This window comes from Limnoglobus sp., assembly GCF_059499385.1.
In genome coordinates this window covers 50,493-68,248 of the sequence record NZ_JCABYM010000056.1, presented here as the reverse complement: position 1 = coordinate 68,248, position 17,756 = coordinate 50,493, and the positions used below count along the sequence as shown (strand labels likewise).

Sequence of the window (17,756 nt, the reverse complement as noted above, 5' to 3'; positions counted from 1 at the left end):
GCGGGTAGCTCACCCCCCTCCCTAACCCTCCCCCCCAAGGGGGGAGGGAACAAGAAAGCGAACCCGCCACACGTTTACCCCGCCGGCTTCAGCCGCAGGATGTCGTGCTTCGCGTCGGCGTCCAGCAGCGCATCCGCCGCTAGCTCAGCGGCCGTCTTCAGCCGCCGCATCTCCGCGTCCGACCGCTGCCGCCGGGCGTCCGCGATCGACAGGATCACCGGCTCGTCCGGCGGCATCTTCTCCGCCCGCACCCGTTCGCGCTCTTTCGCGCGGTCGGCCGCCATCTGCTGCCGCTGCCGCTCGCTCACGTCCGCAGCCAGCCGGTGGAGGTCGGCCTGCTTCGCGGCGACGGCCTTCGATTCCGCGTGCAGCCGGTCCAGCCGGTCGTCGAGCTTCCGCAGCGCCCGGCCGAACCGCGCCTCCCACCGCTTCCGCAGCACCTTGACCCGCCGCCACGCCCGCTTGTCGTCCGGGCTGCCGACCGTCTCCGCCTTCTGCTGCTCGACGGCCGCCAGCCACGCGGCCAGTTTCGCCGCCTGCTCCTGCGTCTGCCGCCGCATCGCCTCGCACTCGGCCGCGGCCGCGGCACACGCCGCCCGCTCCTCGTGGTACTTCGCCATCGCCTCCAGCAGCCCGTCGCGTGCCCGCTCGTGCTCGTTCTCCCACTTCATGCAGACGAAGTCCAACCCCGCCTCGCGGTCCGCGACGATGCCCCGCCGGGCCGCCAGCCCGACCTCTGACCGCTCGCGGTCGGCCAGGAACTGCGCCTCGCGCTCGGTCAGCGTCGCGTGCCACCGGTCGAGCGTCGTCTGGTACTTCCACAGCTCCCGCTCCCGCTCCCGGCGGTTGTCCTCCAGCCGGTCGGCGGCCGCGTCCCGCACGGCGAGCATCTCCTCCCGCGACTCGACGGCCTTCGCCAGCGATTCGAGTTCATCGACGGTGTGCGTCTCGGCGAGCTGCCACGCCTGCTTCGCGGCCGCGAACGCCTGGAACTGCTCGGCCAGCACCTGCCGCTGGTCCGTCAGGTGTTCGGCGAGCTTCTCCAGTTCCTGCCGCCCGGCCGCGAGCGCCTTCTGCTCGCGGTGCAGGTCGTCCTCGCGGATTTGCAGGGCCGTCAGTTCGTTCGAGGGAACGTCGGGCATCGAGTACAGGGGAACGCGGTCGTCGAACCCGAGCACGTCGCCGGTGACGCGGCGGACCATCTGCTTCGCCCGTTCCTGTTCGAGTTCTTGCAGCACGAGCCGGGCGCTCATCACCCGCTGGTCGAGGCCGGTGATCTCGGCCCGCAGCGCGGCCAGGTCCGCGTCGGCAACCTGCCGGTCGAGCTTCACTTTCTCCTCGCGGTCCGTCACGTCCTGCTCGCGGGCGTCGAGCAACTGGAACAGCCGGGAGAGTTCTTGCTCCCGCTCGTGCCGCTCGGCCGCGAGCTGTTCCTGTTGGCCGGCGAGCAGTTCCCACGACTGCCGCAACTGGTCGCGTACCGCCGAAGCGTCCGTGGCGAACTGCTCGCGCTCGGCCTTCAGGTCCGCGAACGACCGCGCGAGTTCTTCCTGCTGAAGGGCGAGTTCGGCGCGGGCCGCGGCCATCGGCTTCGCCGCGGCGTCGGCCTTGCGGCGGACCCGCTGGAGGAACCGGGCCGCGGCCTTCCGCACCCGGCGGCGGGTTTCCTTCGCCTCGCGCTGGAGCCGGTCCGCCTCCGCGAGCTTCGGCTTCAGCGTCGCCTTCTCCTCGCGGAGCTGGTGGCGGCCTTCGGCCAACTGGTCGAGCAGTTCCGACAGTTCCGGCGTCCCGACCGTGATGTTCGACATGCGGCAACCCTCGCGAACGGACTTCTCCGCTCGGGTTATCGGCTAACCCGCGGAAAAACTCCAGATCGGTTCAAGTTTGCAAAAAGTCCCCTTCCGTTCGCGATGCCGCCGCGGTATCTCGCCGGGTCTGGGGACGGGTTCGCACACGGGGGAATCGTCATGCGTCGATTGTTCGCGTTCGGGGTGGCACTCGCGACCGCGGCCGGGGCGGACGCGCAGTTCGCCAGCGACCGCCGGCCCGCGCCGATCACCGCGGCCCCGCCCGTCGCCCCGACTGCGCCGGCCGCCACACCCCCGTCGTTCGACCAGGTTGCCGCGACGACGCCGAAGCCGAGCGAACCCGCCCCGCAACTGCACCCGTGGTACGTGAAGCCGGAGCACGGCCCGTGGATGATCCTGGTGAAGGCGTACAACGGCGACAACGCGAAGACGTTCGCCGAGCAACTCGCGAAGGAGATCCGCGACACGTACAAGACGCCGGCGTACCTGTTCGAGAAGGGGGCGGACGAGAAGCGGAAGGAAGAGGAGCGGGTCCGCGTCGAGGGGGCCAAGAAGCGGGCCGAGCAGGAGAAGGAGTTCCTGGCGCTCAACGACCGGCTGCGGGCCGAGGCGTTCGCCAAGGGGTACGACTTCCAGGAGACGAAGCCGAATTACCGCGTGCCGAAGATTCGGTACGAGGAGCAGTACGCGGTCATGATCGGCGGGTGGAAGGACATGGAGACGGCCCGGAAGGCGCTGGACGTGATCCGCACCTGGACCGAGCCGCAGAACAAGATGCTCATGGACCGCGGGTTCGTCGGCGGGGCGGCGGAGAAGGGCCAGCAGACGACGCTGTCCGGCGGCTACCTGAACCCGTTCAAGCTGGCGTTCGTCGTGCCGAACCCGGCCGCCCCGAAGACGCTGACGGCGGAGGCCGGCACGGACCCGCTCGTGCTGCAGATGAACAAGGAGGAGGAGCTGAGCGTCCTGAAGATTCAGAAGCCGTGGACGCTGGTGGTGAAGGCGTACTACGCCCCGCTCGTGGACGTGAAGGACAAGGACGCCGGCAGCGTGATGAGCATCAAGAAGCTGTTCAGCTCCCGCCCGGACCACCTCGACAAGACGGCTCACCTGGCACAGAAGCTGGCGCTCGTCCTCCGTGGCTTGAAGCCGACGCCGCAGTCCCCGGACGTGACGCCGTTCGATTCCTACATCCTGCACACGCTCAACGGCAGCCTCGTGTGCGTCGGCCAGTTCGACTCGCCGGACGACCCGCGGATCGCGAAGGAGCGCGACCGGTTGGAGGCGTTGCGGCTGAACGTCGGATCCCAGGACGGCCGGACGGGGAACAAAATTTACCCGTTCGACCACCTCGCGCTCATGCGGGTGAAGTGACGCGACCCGTGGGGCACGGGGGACCGCCCGTCCCGTCACCCCGCGGTCAGGGTCAGCAGCACGAGCATCGGCCAGCCGACGTACTTCTCCGCCCGCGGGCACGTCGCCGCGAGCGCCGCGTCCGGGGCGAACTCTTCCACGTTTTCCAACCGGAACCCGGCCCGCACGGCCGCCATCACGAACGCCGCGACCGAGTGCGGCAGGCTGCCCGGCTGCACCAGCTCGCCGGACGCCGGGTCCGTGAACCGGGCCTGCGCGCCGCGGAGGAACATCGCCGGGTGCATCGCCGACACCACCGCCCGGCCGCCCGGCACGACCGCCCGCCGGGCCGCCGCGAAGAACCCGCCCAGGTCGCGGAGGTGCTCCAGCACCAGCCCGCTCACCACCACGTCGAACTCGTCGGCGAACGGCAGCGGCGCGTGCAGGTCCAGCGCGACGAACCGCACGGCGTCCGCCCCAGGCTTGCGGCGGGCCTCGGCCAGCATGCCGTCGGAGAAGTCCACGGCCGTCACCGTCGCGCCGGCCGCGGCCAGCCACAGGGCGTGCCGGCCGGTTCCGCAGCCGAGGTCGAGCACGCGGCGGCCCCGCACGTCGCCGACGGCGGCGCGGACCCGCGGCCCCTCGAGCGCCTGCAGCGGGTTGCCGTCGTGGTCGTAGACCGCCGCCCACCGGTCGTACCCGCCTTGCACGTCGGAAACCGCGTCCGCCATCGCAAATCCTCCGGAGCCGTCCCGCGGGCGGAACCCGCGGCCGCGGGATGCCGAGGACTTGACACGCCTCCCGGTCGCGGGGTTCGAGCGGCAGCTCGATGCGGAGGTCCGGCGACAGCCAGAGCGGGATCGTGGGGAGCGGCCGGCCGACGGCGAGCGGGAAGTACCAGGCGTCGAGCAGCGGCCGCTTCCGCTTCGGCTTCCGCCCGCGGAACGTGGCCGCGTACAGGGCCGGCGGCGGGTCGCCCAGGTTCGGGTCGGACTGATTGATGCGTGCGAGCAGCTCGGCGTACAGGTTCGCCCGGCGGGTGGACACGATGTCCACGATCGCGGCGCACACGTCGTGCCGGAGCAGGGCGGCCACCCGCCCATGCGGACCGTCGGCTTGTGCTCCCCAGGGCGGTACTCATGGCTTCGCCATCCGTTCCACCCCAGGATACCACGTCCGGCCCGATGCCCGTCACAACAGCCACGCGACCTGCTCCAGCCGCTCCTCGGGGGCGAGCTTGTGCATGTAGCACTCCAGGACCACCGGCGTCCCGGCCGCGAGCCGCGCCCGCGCCCACTCGACGCCCCAGGTCATCATCGTCACCTTGGCGTGCGCGTCGCGGTGCTCGCGGCTCGCCGAGACGTGGACCTCGGCCACCCGGTCGTACTCCAGCAGGCGGGTCAGGACCGGCCGCGGCAGCAGGCCGTGAAACGTCTGGATGTCCAGGTGGGCGACGTCGACGGCGAGCCACCGGCCCTCGTCCATCGCGGCGGCGAGCTGGTCGCCGTCCGCCAGCGCCGCGTAGCCGGGGTACATGGTTTCGAGCACCACGCCGGGCGGCGGCCGCCAGCCGGCGGGCACGTCCCGCGCCCGCGGCGGGTGGGCGCTGTCGCCGTGCCAGACCAGCTCGCCGCGGTCCCAGACCGGCGCGCGGAGCGCCGCCGCCGTGAACCCGTGGTGCGTCCGCGTCGGGCAGCCGACGGGGACCGGGCCGGGGGCGCAGCCGGGCGTCAGTTGCAGCCCGACGCGGCCGGGGGCGAGGGCGGCCAGCGTTTCCGCCGCCTCCGCCATCGGCCGGCCCTGGAAGCAGCTCAGCGCGAGGTAGAGCACGTCACCCCCTTACTCCTCCCACCCCTCGGCCGGCCGGACGCCGTCGAGGTGCGGCCGGCACATCGGCAGGAACTCGTACCCGCCGTGCCGGAAGAACAGAACGGCCGGGGCGTACGCCTCGTCCAGCAGCTCGTGCTCCTGGCTGCCGCCCTCCGGCGAGAACGCGGCCCACAGCGGGATGGCCGCCCCGTTGTCGTCCCACCCGGCGGCCCAAATGCCGACCACCGACCCGGTCTCCTCGTACTGGCCCACGATCCGCGTGTTCGGCACGTTGGGGTCGGCGCGGGCGTCGGCCTCGTCGTAGCTGTACCGGACGCCCGCCAGCGTCGGCTCGGGCAACTCGCTGACGACCAGCGCCCCGTGGACCGCGTCCTCGGCCTCGTCGTTCCAGAACTGGGCCACGCAGAGCGTCGCGGACTGCAACCGGTCGTACTTGTCGAAGTACGACCGGACCAGCGGCAGCAGTTGCGTGCGGACGAACCGCCGACGGGCCGCGTCCGCTTGCCCGCGGCTCATGCAGTACCCCTCGGCCGCGTCGCCGAGGTCGAGGGTCGCGAGGCGGAAGCCGCGGCCCCCGGCCAGGGCGGCGCGGCCGGTCGGCGAGACTTGGTTGCCGAACAGGAACAGCGTGTCCAGCCGGGGGAACCCGGCCGCCGCCGCGAGCGCGGCCGCCCCGCGGTCGGTGATCGCGTTGTCGCTCAGGTCGAGCTTCCGAAGGGCCGGCAGCCGGGCGGCCGCGAGGGCGGTCGCGTCGGCGTCGCGGAGTTGAAGCCCGGACAGGTCGAGGTCCGTCACGGCGGCCAGCCGCGGTTGGGCCGCCGGGTCGATGGCCCGCCCGCCGTCCCATCGCGACACCCGCACCCGGTCGGCCAGCCCGCGGGCGAACGACACGTCCTCGACGGGCACGCCGAGCGATTCACACCACGCGCCGCGGTGGGCCGTCAACAGCTCCCGCTCGCGGACGCGGAGGGGGGGCCGGCGGTCCGCGGCGGGGGCGGCCGCCAGCTCGCACTGGACGCGGACGAACTCCGCCCGCGGGGCGTCGCCGTGTTCCTCGAGCCAGTCGGCGTACACCAGCCGCGGCGTGTCGTCGGCGTGGGCCTCCGCGATGCCGCGGAGGAGGGCCGCCTCGGTCGGGTCGATCATGGGGGCGCTTCCCTTCGCAAAGGTGGTGGTCGCGCGGCGACGCCGAGCGTCGCCCCCGCCTTTATACCCCCCTACCCCGGCCGGTGGGAATCGCGGGCCAGGGCGGCGATCTGCTCCTCGGCCAGCTGCTCCGTGCGGACCAGCGACTCGTCGGACAGCACGGGGACCGCGGACGCCTCGCGGACCAGGAAGAACTCGCCCGGCCCCTGCCCGGCCAGCTTGCCGAGCGGGTCGCCCTTCGCGGCCGCGAACAGCGGCCGGAGCTTCTCCAGGGCCGTCTTCTCCTTCACCCGGCCGACGAACCAGTTCCGCACGTTCTCCTTGCACTTGTAGTCGAGGTCGCCGGGGCTTTGCGTCGCCAGGAACACGCCGACGCCGGCCGACCGCGCCCGCTTCAACAAGTCCTCCATCGGCTCCTTCGTGGCCGGCTTGCGGGTCGCCGGTAGGTACGCGTCCGCCTCGTCGAACAGGAACACCGCCTGGAGGTGCGGCTTCGGCGACTTCGCGCACCACCGGGACACGGCGACGAGCAACTGCGACACCCAGAAATCCACCTTCGCCGCGTCGCCGAGGAACCGGGTGCTGACGACCGACAGCCGCACCCGGCCGGGCCGGGCGTGCGGGCCGGTGCCGAGCAGGGCGTCCACGTCCAGCCGCTCGCCGTCGTTGAGCAGCGTCTTGTTGTTCAGCTCGAGCGTCAGCAGCCGCTGGGCGAGGGCCGCGAAGTACTTGGCCGGGAACTGGCCGCCGATGGCGTTCAGCAGGGCGTCGTCCTGGTCCTCGATCAGCCCTTGCAGCGCGGGCAGCGTCACCGCCGCCCCCGGCGTCGCGGCCAGCGTCTCGATGGCCTTCGCGAGGATGGCCCGCTGCGCCTTGTCGGCGTCGGACGTTTTGAACCCGATCATCGTCCCGAGCGCCCCGGCCGCGAACTGCGCGACTTGTTCGCGCTCGTCGGCCCGCAGGTCCGCGAACCCGGCCGGGACGACCGGCAGCGCGAGCGGCCGGCCGGCGGCCTTGCCCGGCGTGTACACGGCCACGTCGAGCGCGGCCCGCAGCGCCTGCCGGCGGGCGGCGCGGGCGGGGTCGGCCAGCGGCCGCTGCCACGCGGCGGGGTCGGCGTACCGGCACAGGTCGCCCTTGCGGTCGAGCAGCACGACCGGCACGCCGCGGCCGAGGAGCTGCTCGACGAGGTTCAGGGCGGCCGTCGTCTTGCCGCTGCCGCTGCCGCCGAGGAACGCCGCGTGCTGGCAGAACTCGACCGGCTCGAACGCCACCGGCGTCGGGAGCGCGCCGCGCGTGCGGCCGACCGCGATACCTTCCACCGCCGTCGGCGGGACCGGAACGGGCGGCGGTGGGGTCGGCTTCTCGACCGCCGGCGGTGGCGCGCTCGGCACGGCTGCGACGGGCTTGAACGAGTTCAGCCGCAAAATCTTCTGTAGCGAGTCGAGGTCGCCGAGCGGCCGGCTCATTTTTTGCCACGCGGCGAAGTCGGGCCGCCCGGCGTGCTTCTTTCGGAACTCGTCGAACGCCATCATCCGCCGCCAGTCGGCGTCGGCGGCGACGACGCGGCGGCCGTCCTTCTTCAGCATCGCCCCGATCTGCTTGACGACGAGCGAGGTCTTGGTGGTCGGGAACTCGGTCGTCCGCACGAGCGCGACCGGGAAGTCGCCGAGCCGCCGCTCCACGGCCGTCAGCTGCTTCCCCAGCCCGCCGCCCTGCGGCTTGCCGTTGCAGATCGCGACCAGCAGCTTGTCGATGGCGTCGCCGGGCTTGTGGATTTCGACCTCTAGCAAGTTTTCGTCCGCCTCCGGCCGGCCGAAGTGGTAGCCGTCCGGCAGTTCGCCGGCCGCGGCGGCGATGGCGGCCGCCAGGATCGCCGCGAGTTCCCCTTCCTCGTCCGGTACGGCCGCCGCGAAGGTGCTGTGGAAGTCGTTCCAGAGCGGGTCGAGTTCGACCGCCGAGGGCGGCGGCGGGACGGTCGCGGGTGCGTTGCCGCGGTCGGTGGCCGGCGTCGGCGGTTCGGACCACTCGCCGGCCGCGATGCACCGCTCGTGGTGCCGCCGCAGGAAGTCGAGCGCGTCGCGGGTCCGCATCCCTTGCAGCGGGATCAGGTGCGCGTCGCGGAACGGGAACAGCTCGTTGCCCGCGTCGGCCTCCACGCCGGCCTCGTCGTACAGGTGCGCCAGCCGCCGGGCGGTCATCGCCCGAATCTCGTCGAGCGTGCGGTTGCTCAGGAGTTTGATCGGCTCCGGGTCGCGTTCGAGCCGGTCCTGTTTCGCCTTGATGAGGTGGGCGGAGTTTTCCTTGAAGTAGTCCTCCAAACAGGCGAGGACGACGAGGGCGTTCGGGATTTGGTCGGTGAACGCGGTCAGCGCGTCCACGACCTTGCGGAACCGCTCGACCGGGGCCGACTGGTTCGCCATGTCCTCGAGCTGGTCCACGAGCAGCACCATCGCCGCCCCGTGGACGGCGTCGGTCAGCTTCGCCAGCGCCCGCAACATGCGGCCGGGGTCGGCGTCGTCCGTCCGCGGGACGGCCCCGCCGATGCGGTCGCGGTCCCGCGGCGTCATCTCCTGGCACCGCAGCCACATCATCGCCCGGCTGCGGACCTGCGGGTCGTTCCGCTCCAGGTGCAGCATCACCCGCAGCAGTTCCACGTCGCAATCGCGGAACCGGTCGGCCGATTGCAGCCGGTCGGCGTAGTCGTCCACGAGCGCCGCCGGGTCCGGAACCTCGCCGTCGCGGAACGCGCCGGCGGCCACGCCGGTCAGGCCGGGCACGAGTTCCAACAGGCCGGCGGACAGCCGGGCGAGGCCGGTGCGGGACGGGCCGTCCGGCGCGTACGGCTGGTCCAGCCCGTCCACGAACTGGGCGAGCATGTACCGGGCGTAGTTCCCGATCTCCGAGGTCATCTGCAGGTAGCCGCAGTACCCGGCCCCCTGCGAGTGCGCCCGCGTGCGGAACGCCCGCATGAGGTGCGTCTTCCCGCTGCCCGACTCGCCCTGCAGGACGAGGACCGCCCCGGACGGCGGCGACGGGACCCGCCGGCCGCGGTTGAGCAGCCGCTCGAACGCGGCGCGGGCGTCGGCGTGGATCGTCTCCACGTCGTAGGGGTCGGTCTGCGCGATGCCGGACGGCGACGCGACGGCGTGGAACACCTCCGGGCAGCCGATGCGTGTGAACGCGGCCAGCCGCGGGTCGGCGGCGGTTTGCGGCTTCGGCGGGGCGACGACGACGCTCATGCCGCACCCCCTTCCAAGAGCACGAAGTGGAACGTGGCGTTCAGGTACGCCGTCTCGGACTCGGCGACGAGCCGCGGGTCCATCGCTTGCACCAGGTCGGCCCGGCTCAGGTGCAGCAGGCCGGCCGCGTTCGCCTCCAGCAGCCGCTGCTTGAATTCGTCGAGCGACAGCCGCGGGAAGTTCGGCTCCCGCTGGCCGGCCCGCCAGAGCGGGGCGATGAACGCCTTGTTGTCGTGGAACCGCTCGGCCGGCGGGCTGACGCGGGCGAGGGCGAGGACCGTCGCCGCGAACGCCGGCAGGTCGAACGCCTCGACCTGCCGGGGGTCCTCGTCCCGCGGGCGGTCGGCCAGCCAGTCGCGGACCAGCCGTTGGCGAATCTCGTCCGCCTTCAGCTTTGGCCCGGAGAAGCCGGTCTCAAATAGCGGCAGTTGGGCCTTCAACTCCTTCCGGGTCAACCGCCGATCGGAGCCGATCAGCTTGTTGAGGACGGCTTCGAGTAAGCCGGCGAGCGTCGTTTCCTCCGGGAACCCGAGTTCGCGGCAGGCGACGGCCTCGAGCACCTTGTCCACCGAGCCGCCGGCCCGGCGGCCGAGGTCGTACTTCCCCGCGAGGTAGAACGCGGCCAGTCCGTCGGCGGTCTTGAGCCGGGCGGCCGCTTCCGCCGACAGGCCGGTCGCCCGTGGGAGCAGGTACTTCGCCACCACGTTGGCCCAGTTCGTCTTCGGCGGCAACTCCGGCACGTCGAGGATGTGCAAGACTTCCGCCCGGCCCGCGTCGGTGACGGCGAACGTGTTCCGCTTCCCCTTCGTCAAGTGGCCGGCGGCCGCCAACTCGTTGCGAACCTCGTCGAACGTGTCTTCGCGGAACCCCTGCTCGAACAGCTTACCCACGTCGTCGCGGACCCTCTTCGGCGTGTTCGACGGCAGGGCCATGCGGACCAGCACGAGGTCGGCGAGGGTGGGTACGGTGGCGGTGGCGGCGGTGGCGGTCGTCACGGCGGGTCTCCGGGCGTGAGGGCGGACAGGATGCGGTCGCGGATCGTCTCCAACTCCGGGACCACGTCCTCGGCGAGGAAGCGTAGCACCAAATACCCGCGGCGCTGGAGTTCGTAGTCCTTCGCCCGGTCGCGGCGGTACGCCTGCTGGTCGCGGAAGTGGAAGTACCCGTCGATCTCGACGGCCACCCGCGGGCCGCGGCAGAGTAGGTCCACCTCCGCCGGCCGGGGGCCGAACCGGAAGTCGAGCGTGCCGTTCAGCTCGAACCGGCCGGCCGTCTCCGGGATCGACTCGAGGAACGCGAACAGGAACCGCTCGGCGGCGCTACGGGCGGCGTCCGGCTCCGGTTGCTCTGGCGTCGTGGCGCGGACGACCGCGGCGGCCGCGGCCACCAGCGCGGCGTCCGCCCCGACCGCGGCCAGCACGCCGGCCGCGGCCACCGGGTCCGGCAGCCCGGCCGCGGCGAGTTGTCGTTCCACGGCGTCCGGGGCGGGGACCGGGACCGGGCACTCGCCCTCGCGGAGGATCGCCTTCGCCCGCGTCTCCGGCGCGGCCGCGAGGTAGTCGGTCCACGCGTCGCGCGGAACGACGACCGCCCCCGGCAGGGCCGGGAACCGGACCGCGACTGCCGCGGCCGGGCCGGCGACCGCTTCCAGTTCGGTCCGGGCCGCGGCGGCGAACAGCAGCCCCGGCCATGCGGTCGCGGGGTCCGCGAGCGAAAGCAGGGCGGCGACGGCTCGTTCGCCGTGGGCCGCCCATTCCGCTACCGGCCGGCCGTCCGCCAGCTGCCGGACCACGTCGTCCCCGGCCCGCGGGGCGAGCAACGCCCAGAACCGCTCGCGGTCGGCGGCCGTCTTGTTCGGCCACTCGGCCAGCAGCGCCGCCGGGTCGCGGCCGGCCCGGTCGGCCAGCGATCTCACCGCGGCGGCCGCCCAATCCCGGCCCGCGGCGGCCGCGTGCAACCACACGTCCCACGAGAAACCCGCCGGACCCACGGCGACCATCGGGCCGGCTAGCGCGTCCCGCCACGCCCGCCGCCCGGCCGCGGCCGGGCCGACGAGCGCGGACACGGTGGGTATCCCCGCGGCCCGGCGAGTCGCGTGCCGGGTCAAACTGGCCGCCACCCGGCCGGCGTCCGCGAGCGGTTCCATGGTCGTCACGAGCGTAAGATAATCGGGCGGACCGCGATATGAAAGGACTTTCCGCCGGCCGAACCTCGCGGCCGCCGGCCGCGTCTCCTCCATCTTCGGGAGCCGTTCCCGCTACAACACTCGCGAACAGGAGACGCAATCATGCACCAACTCATCGACGACATCCCGGTCTGGGGCAAGCCGGAAGACGCGGCCGTCGAGCAGATCAAGAACTGCCGCAAGGAGGCCGCGCACGTCGCGCTCATGGCCGACCACCACCTCGGATACGCCGTCCCGATCGGCGGCGTCGTCGCCTACGAGGACAAGGTGTCGCCGTCCGGCGTCGGGTACGACATCGCGTGCGGGAACAAGGCCGTCCGGCTCGACGCGCCGGCGGCGGAGGTGCGGGCCAAGATCAAGACGGTCATGGACGACGTGTTCCGCAACATCTCCTTCGGCGTCGGCCGGAAGAACGCCGAGCGGGTCGAGCACCCGCTGTTCGACGACCCGGTCTGGAAGGAGGAGCCGTACCGCGACCTGAAGGCGGACGCGGCGGCGCAGCTCGGCACGGTCGGGTCCGGGAACCACTACGTGGACCTGTTCGTGGACGAGCAGGAACGGGTCTGGTGCGGCGTCCACTTCGGCAGCCGCGGCCTCGGCCACAAGCTCGCGACGCGGTTCCTGGCGCTCGCCGGCGGCCGGGACGGGATGATGGTGGACCCGGTCACGATCCCGGTGAACTCGGACCTCGGCGAGCAGTACCTGCGGGCCATGCACCTGGCGGGCGAGTACGCCTACGCCGGCCGGGACTGGGTGTGCCGGAAGGTCGCGTTGATCCTCGGGGCGACGATCCAGGAGGAGATTCACAACCACCACAACTTCGCGTGGAAGGAGACGCACGGCGGGAAGGACCTGTGGGTCGTGCGGAAGGGCGCGACGCCGGCGTTCCCCGGCCAGAAGGGGTTCGTCGGCGGGTCGATGGGCGACGTGTCGGTCATCGTCGAGGGCGTCGAGCACGCGGAGGCCGCGGCGTCGCTGTACTCGACCGTCCACGGGGCCGGCCGGGTCATCGGCCGGCGGGCGGCGATCGGCAAGTTCGTGACGGACGCGGCCGGGAAGAAGCAGCGGCAGCCCGGCCTGGTCCGGCACGACGAGATGATGAAGTGGGTGGCCGACGCCGGCGTCGAGCTGCGGGGCGCGGACCTGGACGAGGCCCCGCAGTGCTACAAGCGGCTGCCGGAGGTGCTCGGCTACCACGCCGAGACGATCCGCGTCCTGCACACGCTGACGCCGATCGGCGTGGCGATGGCCGGCAAGGACGTGGTGGACCCGTACAAGGACTGACGGGCCGCCGGGATGTTTCAGCCGGGGCCGATGCGACTTCAAACCCTGAGTACCGGGTACTGAGTACCGAGTACCCCGTACCGGGTACTGAGTACCCGGTACGGGGTATAGAAGGCACTGCTCGACCGTCCCGGCCGCCGCCCGTCACGCCCCGTCGCACAGCGTCAGCCCGTGGGCCTCGGCCCACGTCGGCGGCTCGCACCGGGCGGCGAGGGACCGGATCACCCCCTCCGGGACCGGCCGCGGCCGCCCCTTGTTCCGCCGCAAGACCGCCGGCAGCGGCGGCTCGACGTACACCACTTCCACCCGCGCCGCGTAGTCGGCGAACAGGTCGATCCACCGCCCCCGCGTCTGCCGCAGCAGGTTCGTGGCGTTGAACGCGAACGGCGTCCCCGCCCGCAGGAACGCCCGACACCGCTCCCGCGCCAGCTGCACCACCGCCCCCTGGTCGTCCGTCGGGTCAACGGCCAGCTCGCCGCGGATGTCGTCGAGGGCCACGACCGGCAGGTCCGGCCGGTGGGCCGCCAGCCACGTGTCCTTCCCGCTGCCGGGCAGGCCGGACAGCATTGTCACGGTGGCGCGGTACGCCTCGTGCGGCACGTAGGACAGGCTCGCGGCCGGGTCGCGGAAGTACAGGACCCGGGCGTGGGCGTTGGCGAACGGGTACGGGGCCGTGAAGCACCCGACCTCCTCCGCGGCCAGCTTCCACAGGTGCAGGTTCTCCTCCGGCCGGGTCGTCTCGGCCGTGCGGCGGCCGCGGGTGTCGGCGAGGGCGAACAGGAACAGCAAGCGGTTCGACACCCACCACGAGAGGGTGACGACCTCCCGCCGCGGGTCCGGCTTCTCCAGCAGGAACGCCGGGCGGCCGTGGAACCGGACCGTCCGGGCGATCTCCTCCCGCACGGCCAGCGGGCAGCCGAGGTCGCGGAGGGCGGCCCGCGCCAGGTGCTCCCCTTTCACCGCGTGCTTCGGCGACGTGACCCGGCCGGTCGTCGGATCGACCTTGGACGTGAGCGGCTTCCCGGCGTCGTGGAACAGGGCGGTGAACGTCAGCACGGCCCGCTCGTGCGGCGACAGCGCCGGCCACTCGTCGAGCGCGAGGAGTTCGCGGCAGACCATCTGGGTGTGCGTCCACACGTCCCCCTCGGCGTGCCAGCCGGCGTCCTGGCGGCACGCCGCCATCGCCCGGCCCCAGGGTTGGTCCGCCGCCCACGCGAGCACGTCGTCGAGCGCCGCCGTCGATAGCGCGTCCCAGGTCATGACCAGATGTCCGCGTCGGCCCGGAGGAGGTTCGGCACCATCGGCTGGTGCTGCCAGTGCTCGCTTTGCTTCACCCGCTCGACGAACTCCGGGCGGACGTACTTCGCCCGCCCGGTCACCACGCCGTCCTTCTCGGTCCGCAGGTACAGCCCTTCCATGAGGTCGTCGGGCCGGTTCGTCGCGGGGTTGTCGAACCGGCTGTCGTATCGGGACGGGCCGACGAGGGCCGGCAGGTCGTCCTTGCGGAGCGGCCCGGCGTGGACGACCGGCACGGTGCGGACGCCGGTCCCGTCGATCAGCTTCAACCGCCGGTCGAGCGACAGGAACGCGGCCGCCTCCTTGTCGTAGATGTCGAACTCGAAGAAGTAGTGCGGCAACTGCCGGTAGTGGACCGAGTGCCGGGCGTACAGCCACTCGCCGAACAGGATGTACCGGCCCTGTAGCCGGTCGGCGAGTACGTCCCGCTTCACCCCGGTCCACTGCTTGAACAAGTCGTACTGCGGGTGCATGCCGGCGGTGACGAGGTGGCCGCGGCACTGGAGGACGAGGCGGCCGGCGGCGTCGAAGTGGACGCCGACGTTCGTGCCGTCGAGCTTCTCCTCGACGACCAGCGACGGGTCGGCGAGGAACCGGGCCGACGCCCGCTCGCCGAGGTGCTTGTCGTCCGCCGTCCCGGCCGAGCCGAACAGGTGCGGCGTCCGCGGGTACTTGACGAACTCGTCGCGGGTCGCGCCCATGACCGCCCTCCGGAACGGAACGATTCCGGAAGGGACGGGGCCGGGCCGGAAAGGTTCGCGCGGCCTGGGACCGGCCCGCGCGTTTCGGCGTCACACCTCCGGCCGGACCGGCTCGGGGATGTCGCTGAGGTACTCCAACGTGTGCGTCAGGTACGGCTCCATCAGCGCGAACGTCCGCGGCTTCGCCTTGCGGCGGACCGCCTCCCGGAGCAGCGTGAAGTTGTCCCGCATGAACTTCGGGGTGAAGTTGAACGACTTGAACAGCGTCCGCACCCACGTCAACACCTGGTCGTCCAGGAGCTTCACGTCGTCGAAGTACATCGCCTTCGCCATGTACGTCAGCAGGATGCGGTTGTCCCGGTAGCCCCGCTCGAACCCGCTCGCGTGGTAGCGGGGGATGTTCGGGTACATCCCCTTCATCTTCGCCATGCAGTCCTCGACGACGGCGTCGCCGAGCGACTCGATCTCGGCCATCGCCGCCTGCCGGTCGCGGATCGACGCCGCGTACTCGGTCAAGCGGTCCCGCTCCCCCGGCGTCGGGAATCGGTCGCGGAGAACGTCCAGGGTCGTGATCGCGAGCATCGGTTAGACCTCCACCGGGGTGTACGCACTCGCGGCCGCGGCGGACGGCGTCCACCCGTCGGCCACCCGCAGGCCGTAAACGACGTGGCTGAAGAACGGCACGAGCAGCTCCGCCGACCGCGAATCCAGCCTCCGGCTCAGCGCCTGCCAGGTCGAGTCGAACAGCCCGGCGAACACGCCCCGCGGGACCTCTAGCGCGTCGGCCGTCAGCGTGTACGGCGTGATGACGCTGTCCTTGAGCAGCTCCTTGTCGTTGCACACCATCGCGTGCGCCACGGCCGTCAGGCACTGGGCGAAGTCGTTGGCGAACGGGTCCTTCGGCAGCCCCCACTCGGCGGCGCGGGGGGCGATGTAGTCCGACAGGTGCTTCACGAGCCACTTCTGGCTCTCGTCCAGCTTCCTCGCCGCGGCCAAGCGGTCCGGCAGCGACTCGACGTACTCGGCGACGGACTCGGACTCGGCCGGCGTCAGCACGCGGCCGTTCGAGGCGTGGGCGAGGCGGGTGATCCAGTTCGTCATGACGTCTTCTCCGGGCGGGCCGCGACCAGGCGGCGGACGACGGTGGCGTGCGCGAGCTTGTCCTTCGTCCACTTCGGCACGTCGGTCAGGCGGCCGGCCAAGCCGATCACGAACCGGCTCGCGTCCGCCCCGCGGGACGGGCAGTCCGTCTGCTGGCAGTCGAGGTCGGTGTTCGCGTAGAACGAGAACACGGCGGCCAGGAACCCGGCCATCAGCGCGTCGCTCGGCTTGTCCCCGGTGCCGAAGATGGCGGGCAGCACCGAGTCGTGGATCGTCACTTGAATGAGGCCGTTGTCGTACTCGCCGTAATCGACGGCGAGCTGGCCCCAGCCGTGGGCGCGGAAGGCGTCGTCCAGGCACTTCTCGACGATGCCGGCGCTCAGGTCGCGGACCGGGACGCCGTAGTACTCGCCCAGCTCGCGGTCGAACCGCTCGACGAACGACACGCCCCACTTGCGGCCGCACGACTTGAACACGCGGTCGCTGGCCTTGCCGCACTCGAACACGAGGGCGGACCGGAAGCCGAGCAGGAAGTCGTCCGTCAGGGCGCACGTCCGCACGCCGGTGGGGGTGCGGATCGTCCCCTTCTCCACGTCGGCCGTGAAGTAGTCCGGCCGGGTGAAGTAACCGTTGAGGATCCGAACGTAACTCGCGGTCGCGGCGCTCATCCGACCACCTCCAGCGTCGTGAACTCTTCGGCGGATTCCAGGTCCGTAACGGTTACGGCGGCCGCGGCCACGCGGGTGACCTTGTCCGATCCGGCCCACGGGGCGGCGGCGAGCAGCGCGCCGAACGCCGTCCGGCGGCGGGTCGTCGGCCGCGGCGGGGACGTTACTTCCACCGGCGCGGCCGCCGTGGCCGGGATGCGGACCGGGTCCGGGCGGACCGGCACGCCGTCCCACGGGGCGGCGGCCAGGACCGCCCCCCACGGCTGCCGGCGGCGGGGTATGGGCGTCGTCATCGGGGTCCTTTCGGGAGCGGTCACATCGCGGACAGTTTCTTCATGATGTCTTTCGACGTGGCCCCCTGGCTCCGCCAGAACCCGGCCGCGTCCACCTTGTCGTAGTCGGAGATCACGAACTTGCAGAAGTCCTCGCCCATCGAGTAGCACTGCATCTCGACGGACGACAGGTTCCGCCGGGCCAGCACGCTGAACACGGCCGCGAACATGCCGGCGTAGAAGTAGCACACGGCCGACCCGATGTCGCCGATGCTCTTCGCCACCGCGCTCTCGTACAGCTCCACGTACAGCAGGCCCTTGTCCTTCTGCCGGAAATCGTACCGCCACGTCCCCCAGCCGGTGATCGTCAGCGGCCACCACCACTCTTCCAGGAGGAACCCGACCCGCATCTTCTCGAGTTCCACCTGGAACTCGGCCTGCGCCCGGCCGCAGAACGACCGCATGTCCTCGAGGCCCCACCGGTAGCCGCACTTGTACATGATCTCGGTGGCCCCGGCCTGGCCGACCTCGTCCTCCAGCGCGCCGAGCATGGCGATCATGAAGTCTTCCGAGACCCGCATGATCCGCTGGCCGTAGACGTTCTTGACGACGCCGCGGTCCACGTCGTTCCGGTAGAACGCCTCGGACGTGTAGTAGTTGTGCTCGAACGGCTGAAGCCCTTTGACGATGCCGATGGACGGCTTCACCTCGTCCACGGCCCCCGGCCGGCGGAGGAGGTTGACGGCGTTCCAGTCCGCCCCTTCCTTCCAGATCATCTGGAGCGTCTTCGGCGACGGCTTGTCGAGGGTTTCTTCCGTTTCGATCGCGGCACGGCTCATCGCACGCCCTTCCGGTTACTCTGGTTCGTAG

General features: G+C 71.8%; 17 protein-coding genes. 3 read left to right on the top strand and 14 right to left on the bottom strand.

The window, feature by feature from the left end; all coding sequences use genetic code 11:
* Positions 1-74: 74 nt before the first annotated feature.
* Complete coding sequence (locus AC5JJ2_RS10940; RefSeq protein WP_495858021.1) at positions 75-1,808, bottom strand: coiled-coil domain-containing protein; 1,734 nt, start codon at positions 1,806-1,808, stop codon at positions 75-77.
* Positions 1,809-1,967: 159 nt separating this feature from the next.
* On the opposite strand from AC5JJ2_RS10940, the gene AC5JJ2_RS10935 reads away from it, so the two are divergent.
* Complete coding sequence (locus tag AC5JJ2_RS10935; RefSeq protein WP_495858020.1) at positions 1,968-3,182, top strand: hypothetical protein; 1,215 nt, start codon at positions 1,968-1,970, stop codon at positions 3,180-3,182.
* 35 nt (positions 3,183-3,217) lie between these two features.
* Here AC5JJ2_RS10935 and AC5JJ2_RS10930 read toward each other — a convergent pair whose 3' ends face one another.
* Positions 3,218-3,892: a class I SAM-dependent methyltransferase gene (locus AC5JJ2_RS10930; protein ID WP_495858019.1), complete on the bottom strand. Its 675-nt coding sequence runs from the start codon at positions 3,890-3,892 to the stop codon at positions 3,218-3,220.
* A gap of 98 nt (positions 3,893-3,990) precedes the next feature.
* Here AC5JJ2_RS10930 and AC5JJ2_RS10925 point away from each other — a divergent pair, with 98 nt between their 5' ends.
* Complete coding sequence (locus AC5JJ2_RS10925; RefSeq protein ID WP_495858018.1) at positions 3,991-4,158, top strand: hypothetical protein; 168 nt, start codon at positions 3,991-3,993, stop codon at positions 4,156-4,158.
* Positions 4,159-4,352: 194 nt separating this feature from the next.
* On the opposite strand, the gene AC5JJ2_RS10920 is transcribed toward AC5JJ2_RS10925, so the two are convergent.
* The 5 genes from AC5JJ2_RS10920 to AC5JJ2_RS10900 form a co-directional block, all read right to left on the bottom strand.
* Positions 4,353-4,991: a hypothetical protein gene (locus AC5JJ2_RS10920; protein ID WP_495858017.1), complete on the bottom strand. Its 639-nt coding sequence runs from the start codon at positions 4,989-4,991 to the stop codon at positions 4,353-4,355.
* A gap of 9 nt (positions 4,992-5,000) precedes the next feature.
* Positions 5,001-6,137, bottom strand: a complete 1,137-nt coding sequence (locus AC5JJ2_RS10915; RefSeq protein ID WP_495858016.1) for a TIGR02996 domain-containing protein — start codon at positions 6,135-6,137, stop codon at positions 5,001-5,003.
* Positions 6,138-6,208: 71 nt separating this feature from the next.
* A complete protein-coding gene (locus AC5JJ2_RS10910; RefSeq protein ID WP_495858015.1) occupies positions 6,209-9,379 on the bottom strand; it encodes a helicase HerA-like domain-containing protein in 3,171 nt (1,056 codons plus the stop codon).
* Positions 9,376-10,374 (bottom strand): hypothetical protein, encoded by a 999-nt coding sequence (locus tag AC5JJ2_RS10905; protein WP_495858014.1) that lies wholly within the window; start codon positions 10,372-10,374, stop codon positions 9,376-9,378. The genes AC5JJ2_RS10910 and AC5JJ2_RS10905 overlap by 4 nt, the downstream gene beginning before the upstream one ends.
* Entirely contained in the window at positions 10,371-11,525 is a 1,155-nt protein-coding gene (locus AC5JJ2_RS10900) for an endonuclease domain-containing protein (RefSeq protein ID WP_495858013.1), read from the bottom strand. Before AC5JJ2_RS10900 ends, AC5JJ2_RS10905 begins: the two co-directional genes overlap by 4 nt.
* A 141-nt stretch (positions 11,526-11,666) precedes the next feature.
* Between AC5JJ2_RS10900 and AC5JJ2_RS10895 the strand changes: the two genes are divergently transcribed.
* Positions 11,667-12,848: an RtcB family protein gene (locus tag AC5JJ2_RS10895; RefSeq protein ID WP_495858012.1), complete on the top strand. Its 1,182-nt coding sequence runs from the start codon at positions 11,667-11,669 to the stop codon at positions 12,846-12,848.
* Between the two features lie 144 nt (positions 12,849-12,992).
* Here AC5JJ2_RS10895 and AC5JJ2_RS10890 read toward each other — a convergent pair whose 3' ends face one another.
* The 7 genes from AC5JJ2_RS10890 to AC5JJ2_RS10860 all read right to left on the bottom strand — a co-directional run bounded on the left by AC5JJ2_RS10890 (position 12,993) and on the right by AC5JJ2_RS10860 (position 17,725).
* A complete protein-coding gene (locus AC5JJ2_RS10890; protein ID WP_495858011.1) occupies positions 12,993-14,108 on the bottom strand; it encodes an AAA family ATPase in 1,116 nt (371 codons plus the stop codon).
* On the bottom strand, positions 14,105-14,845 hold the full coding sequence (locus AC5JJ2_RS10885) for an RNA ligase family protein (protein WP_495858010.1): 741 nt from the start codon (positions 14,843-14,845) through the stop codon (positions 14,105-14,107). Before AC5JJ2_RS10885 ends, AC5JJ2_RS10890 begins: the two co-directional genes overlap by 4 nt.
* A 90-nt stretch (positions 14,846-14,935) precedes the next feature.
* Positions 14,936-15,427 carry a globin family protein gene (locus AC5JJ2_RS10880; protein ID WP_495858009.1) on the bottom strand — a complete coding sequence of 164 codons (492 nt, stop codon included), beginning with the start codon at positions 15,425-15,427 and terminating at the stop codon, positions 14,936-14,938.
* Between the two features lie 3 nt (positions 15,428-15,430).
* Entirely contained in the window at positions 15,431-15,946 is a 516-nt protein-coding gene (locus tag AC5JJ2_RS10875) for a globin family protein (protein ID WP_495858008.1), read from the bottom strand.
* On the bottom strand, positions 15,943-16,614 hold the full coding sequence (locus tag AC5JJ2_RS10870) for a V4R domain-containing protein (protein WP_495858007.1): 672 nt from the start codon (positions 16,612-16,614) through the stop codon (positions 15,943-15,945). Before AC5JJ2_RS10870 ends, AC5JJ2_RS10875 begins: the two co-directional genes overlap by 4 nt.
* Positions 16,611-16,907 carry a hypothetical protein gene (locus tag AC5JJ2_RS10865; RefSeq protein WP_495858006.1) on the bottom strand — a complete coding sequence of 99 codons (297 nt, stop codon included), beginning with the start codon at positions 16,905-16,907 and terminating at the stop codon, positions 16,611-16,613. The genes AC5JJ2_RS10870 and AC5JJ2_RS10865 overlap by 4 nt, the downstream gene beginning before the upstream one ends.
* A gap of 20 nt (positions 16,908-16,927) precedes the next feature.
* Entirely contained in the window at positions 16,928-17,725 is a 798-nt protein-coding gene (locus AC5JJ2_RS10860; RefSeq protein ID WP_495858005.1) for a V4R domain-containing protein, read from the bottom strand.
* Positions 17,726-17,756 lie beyond the last annotated feature (31 nt).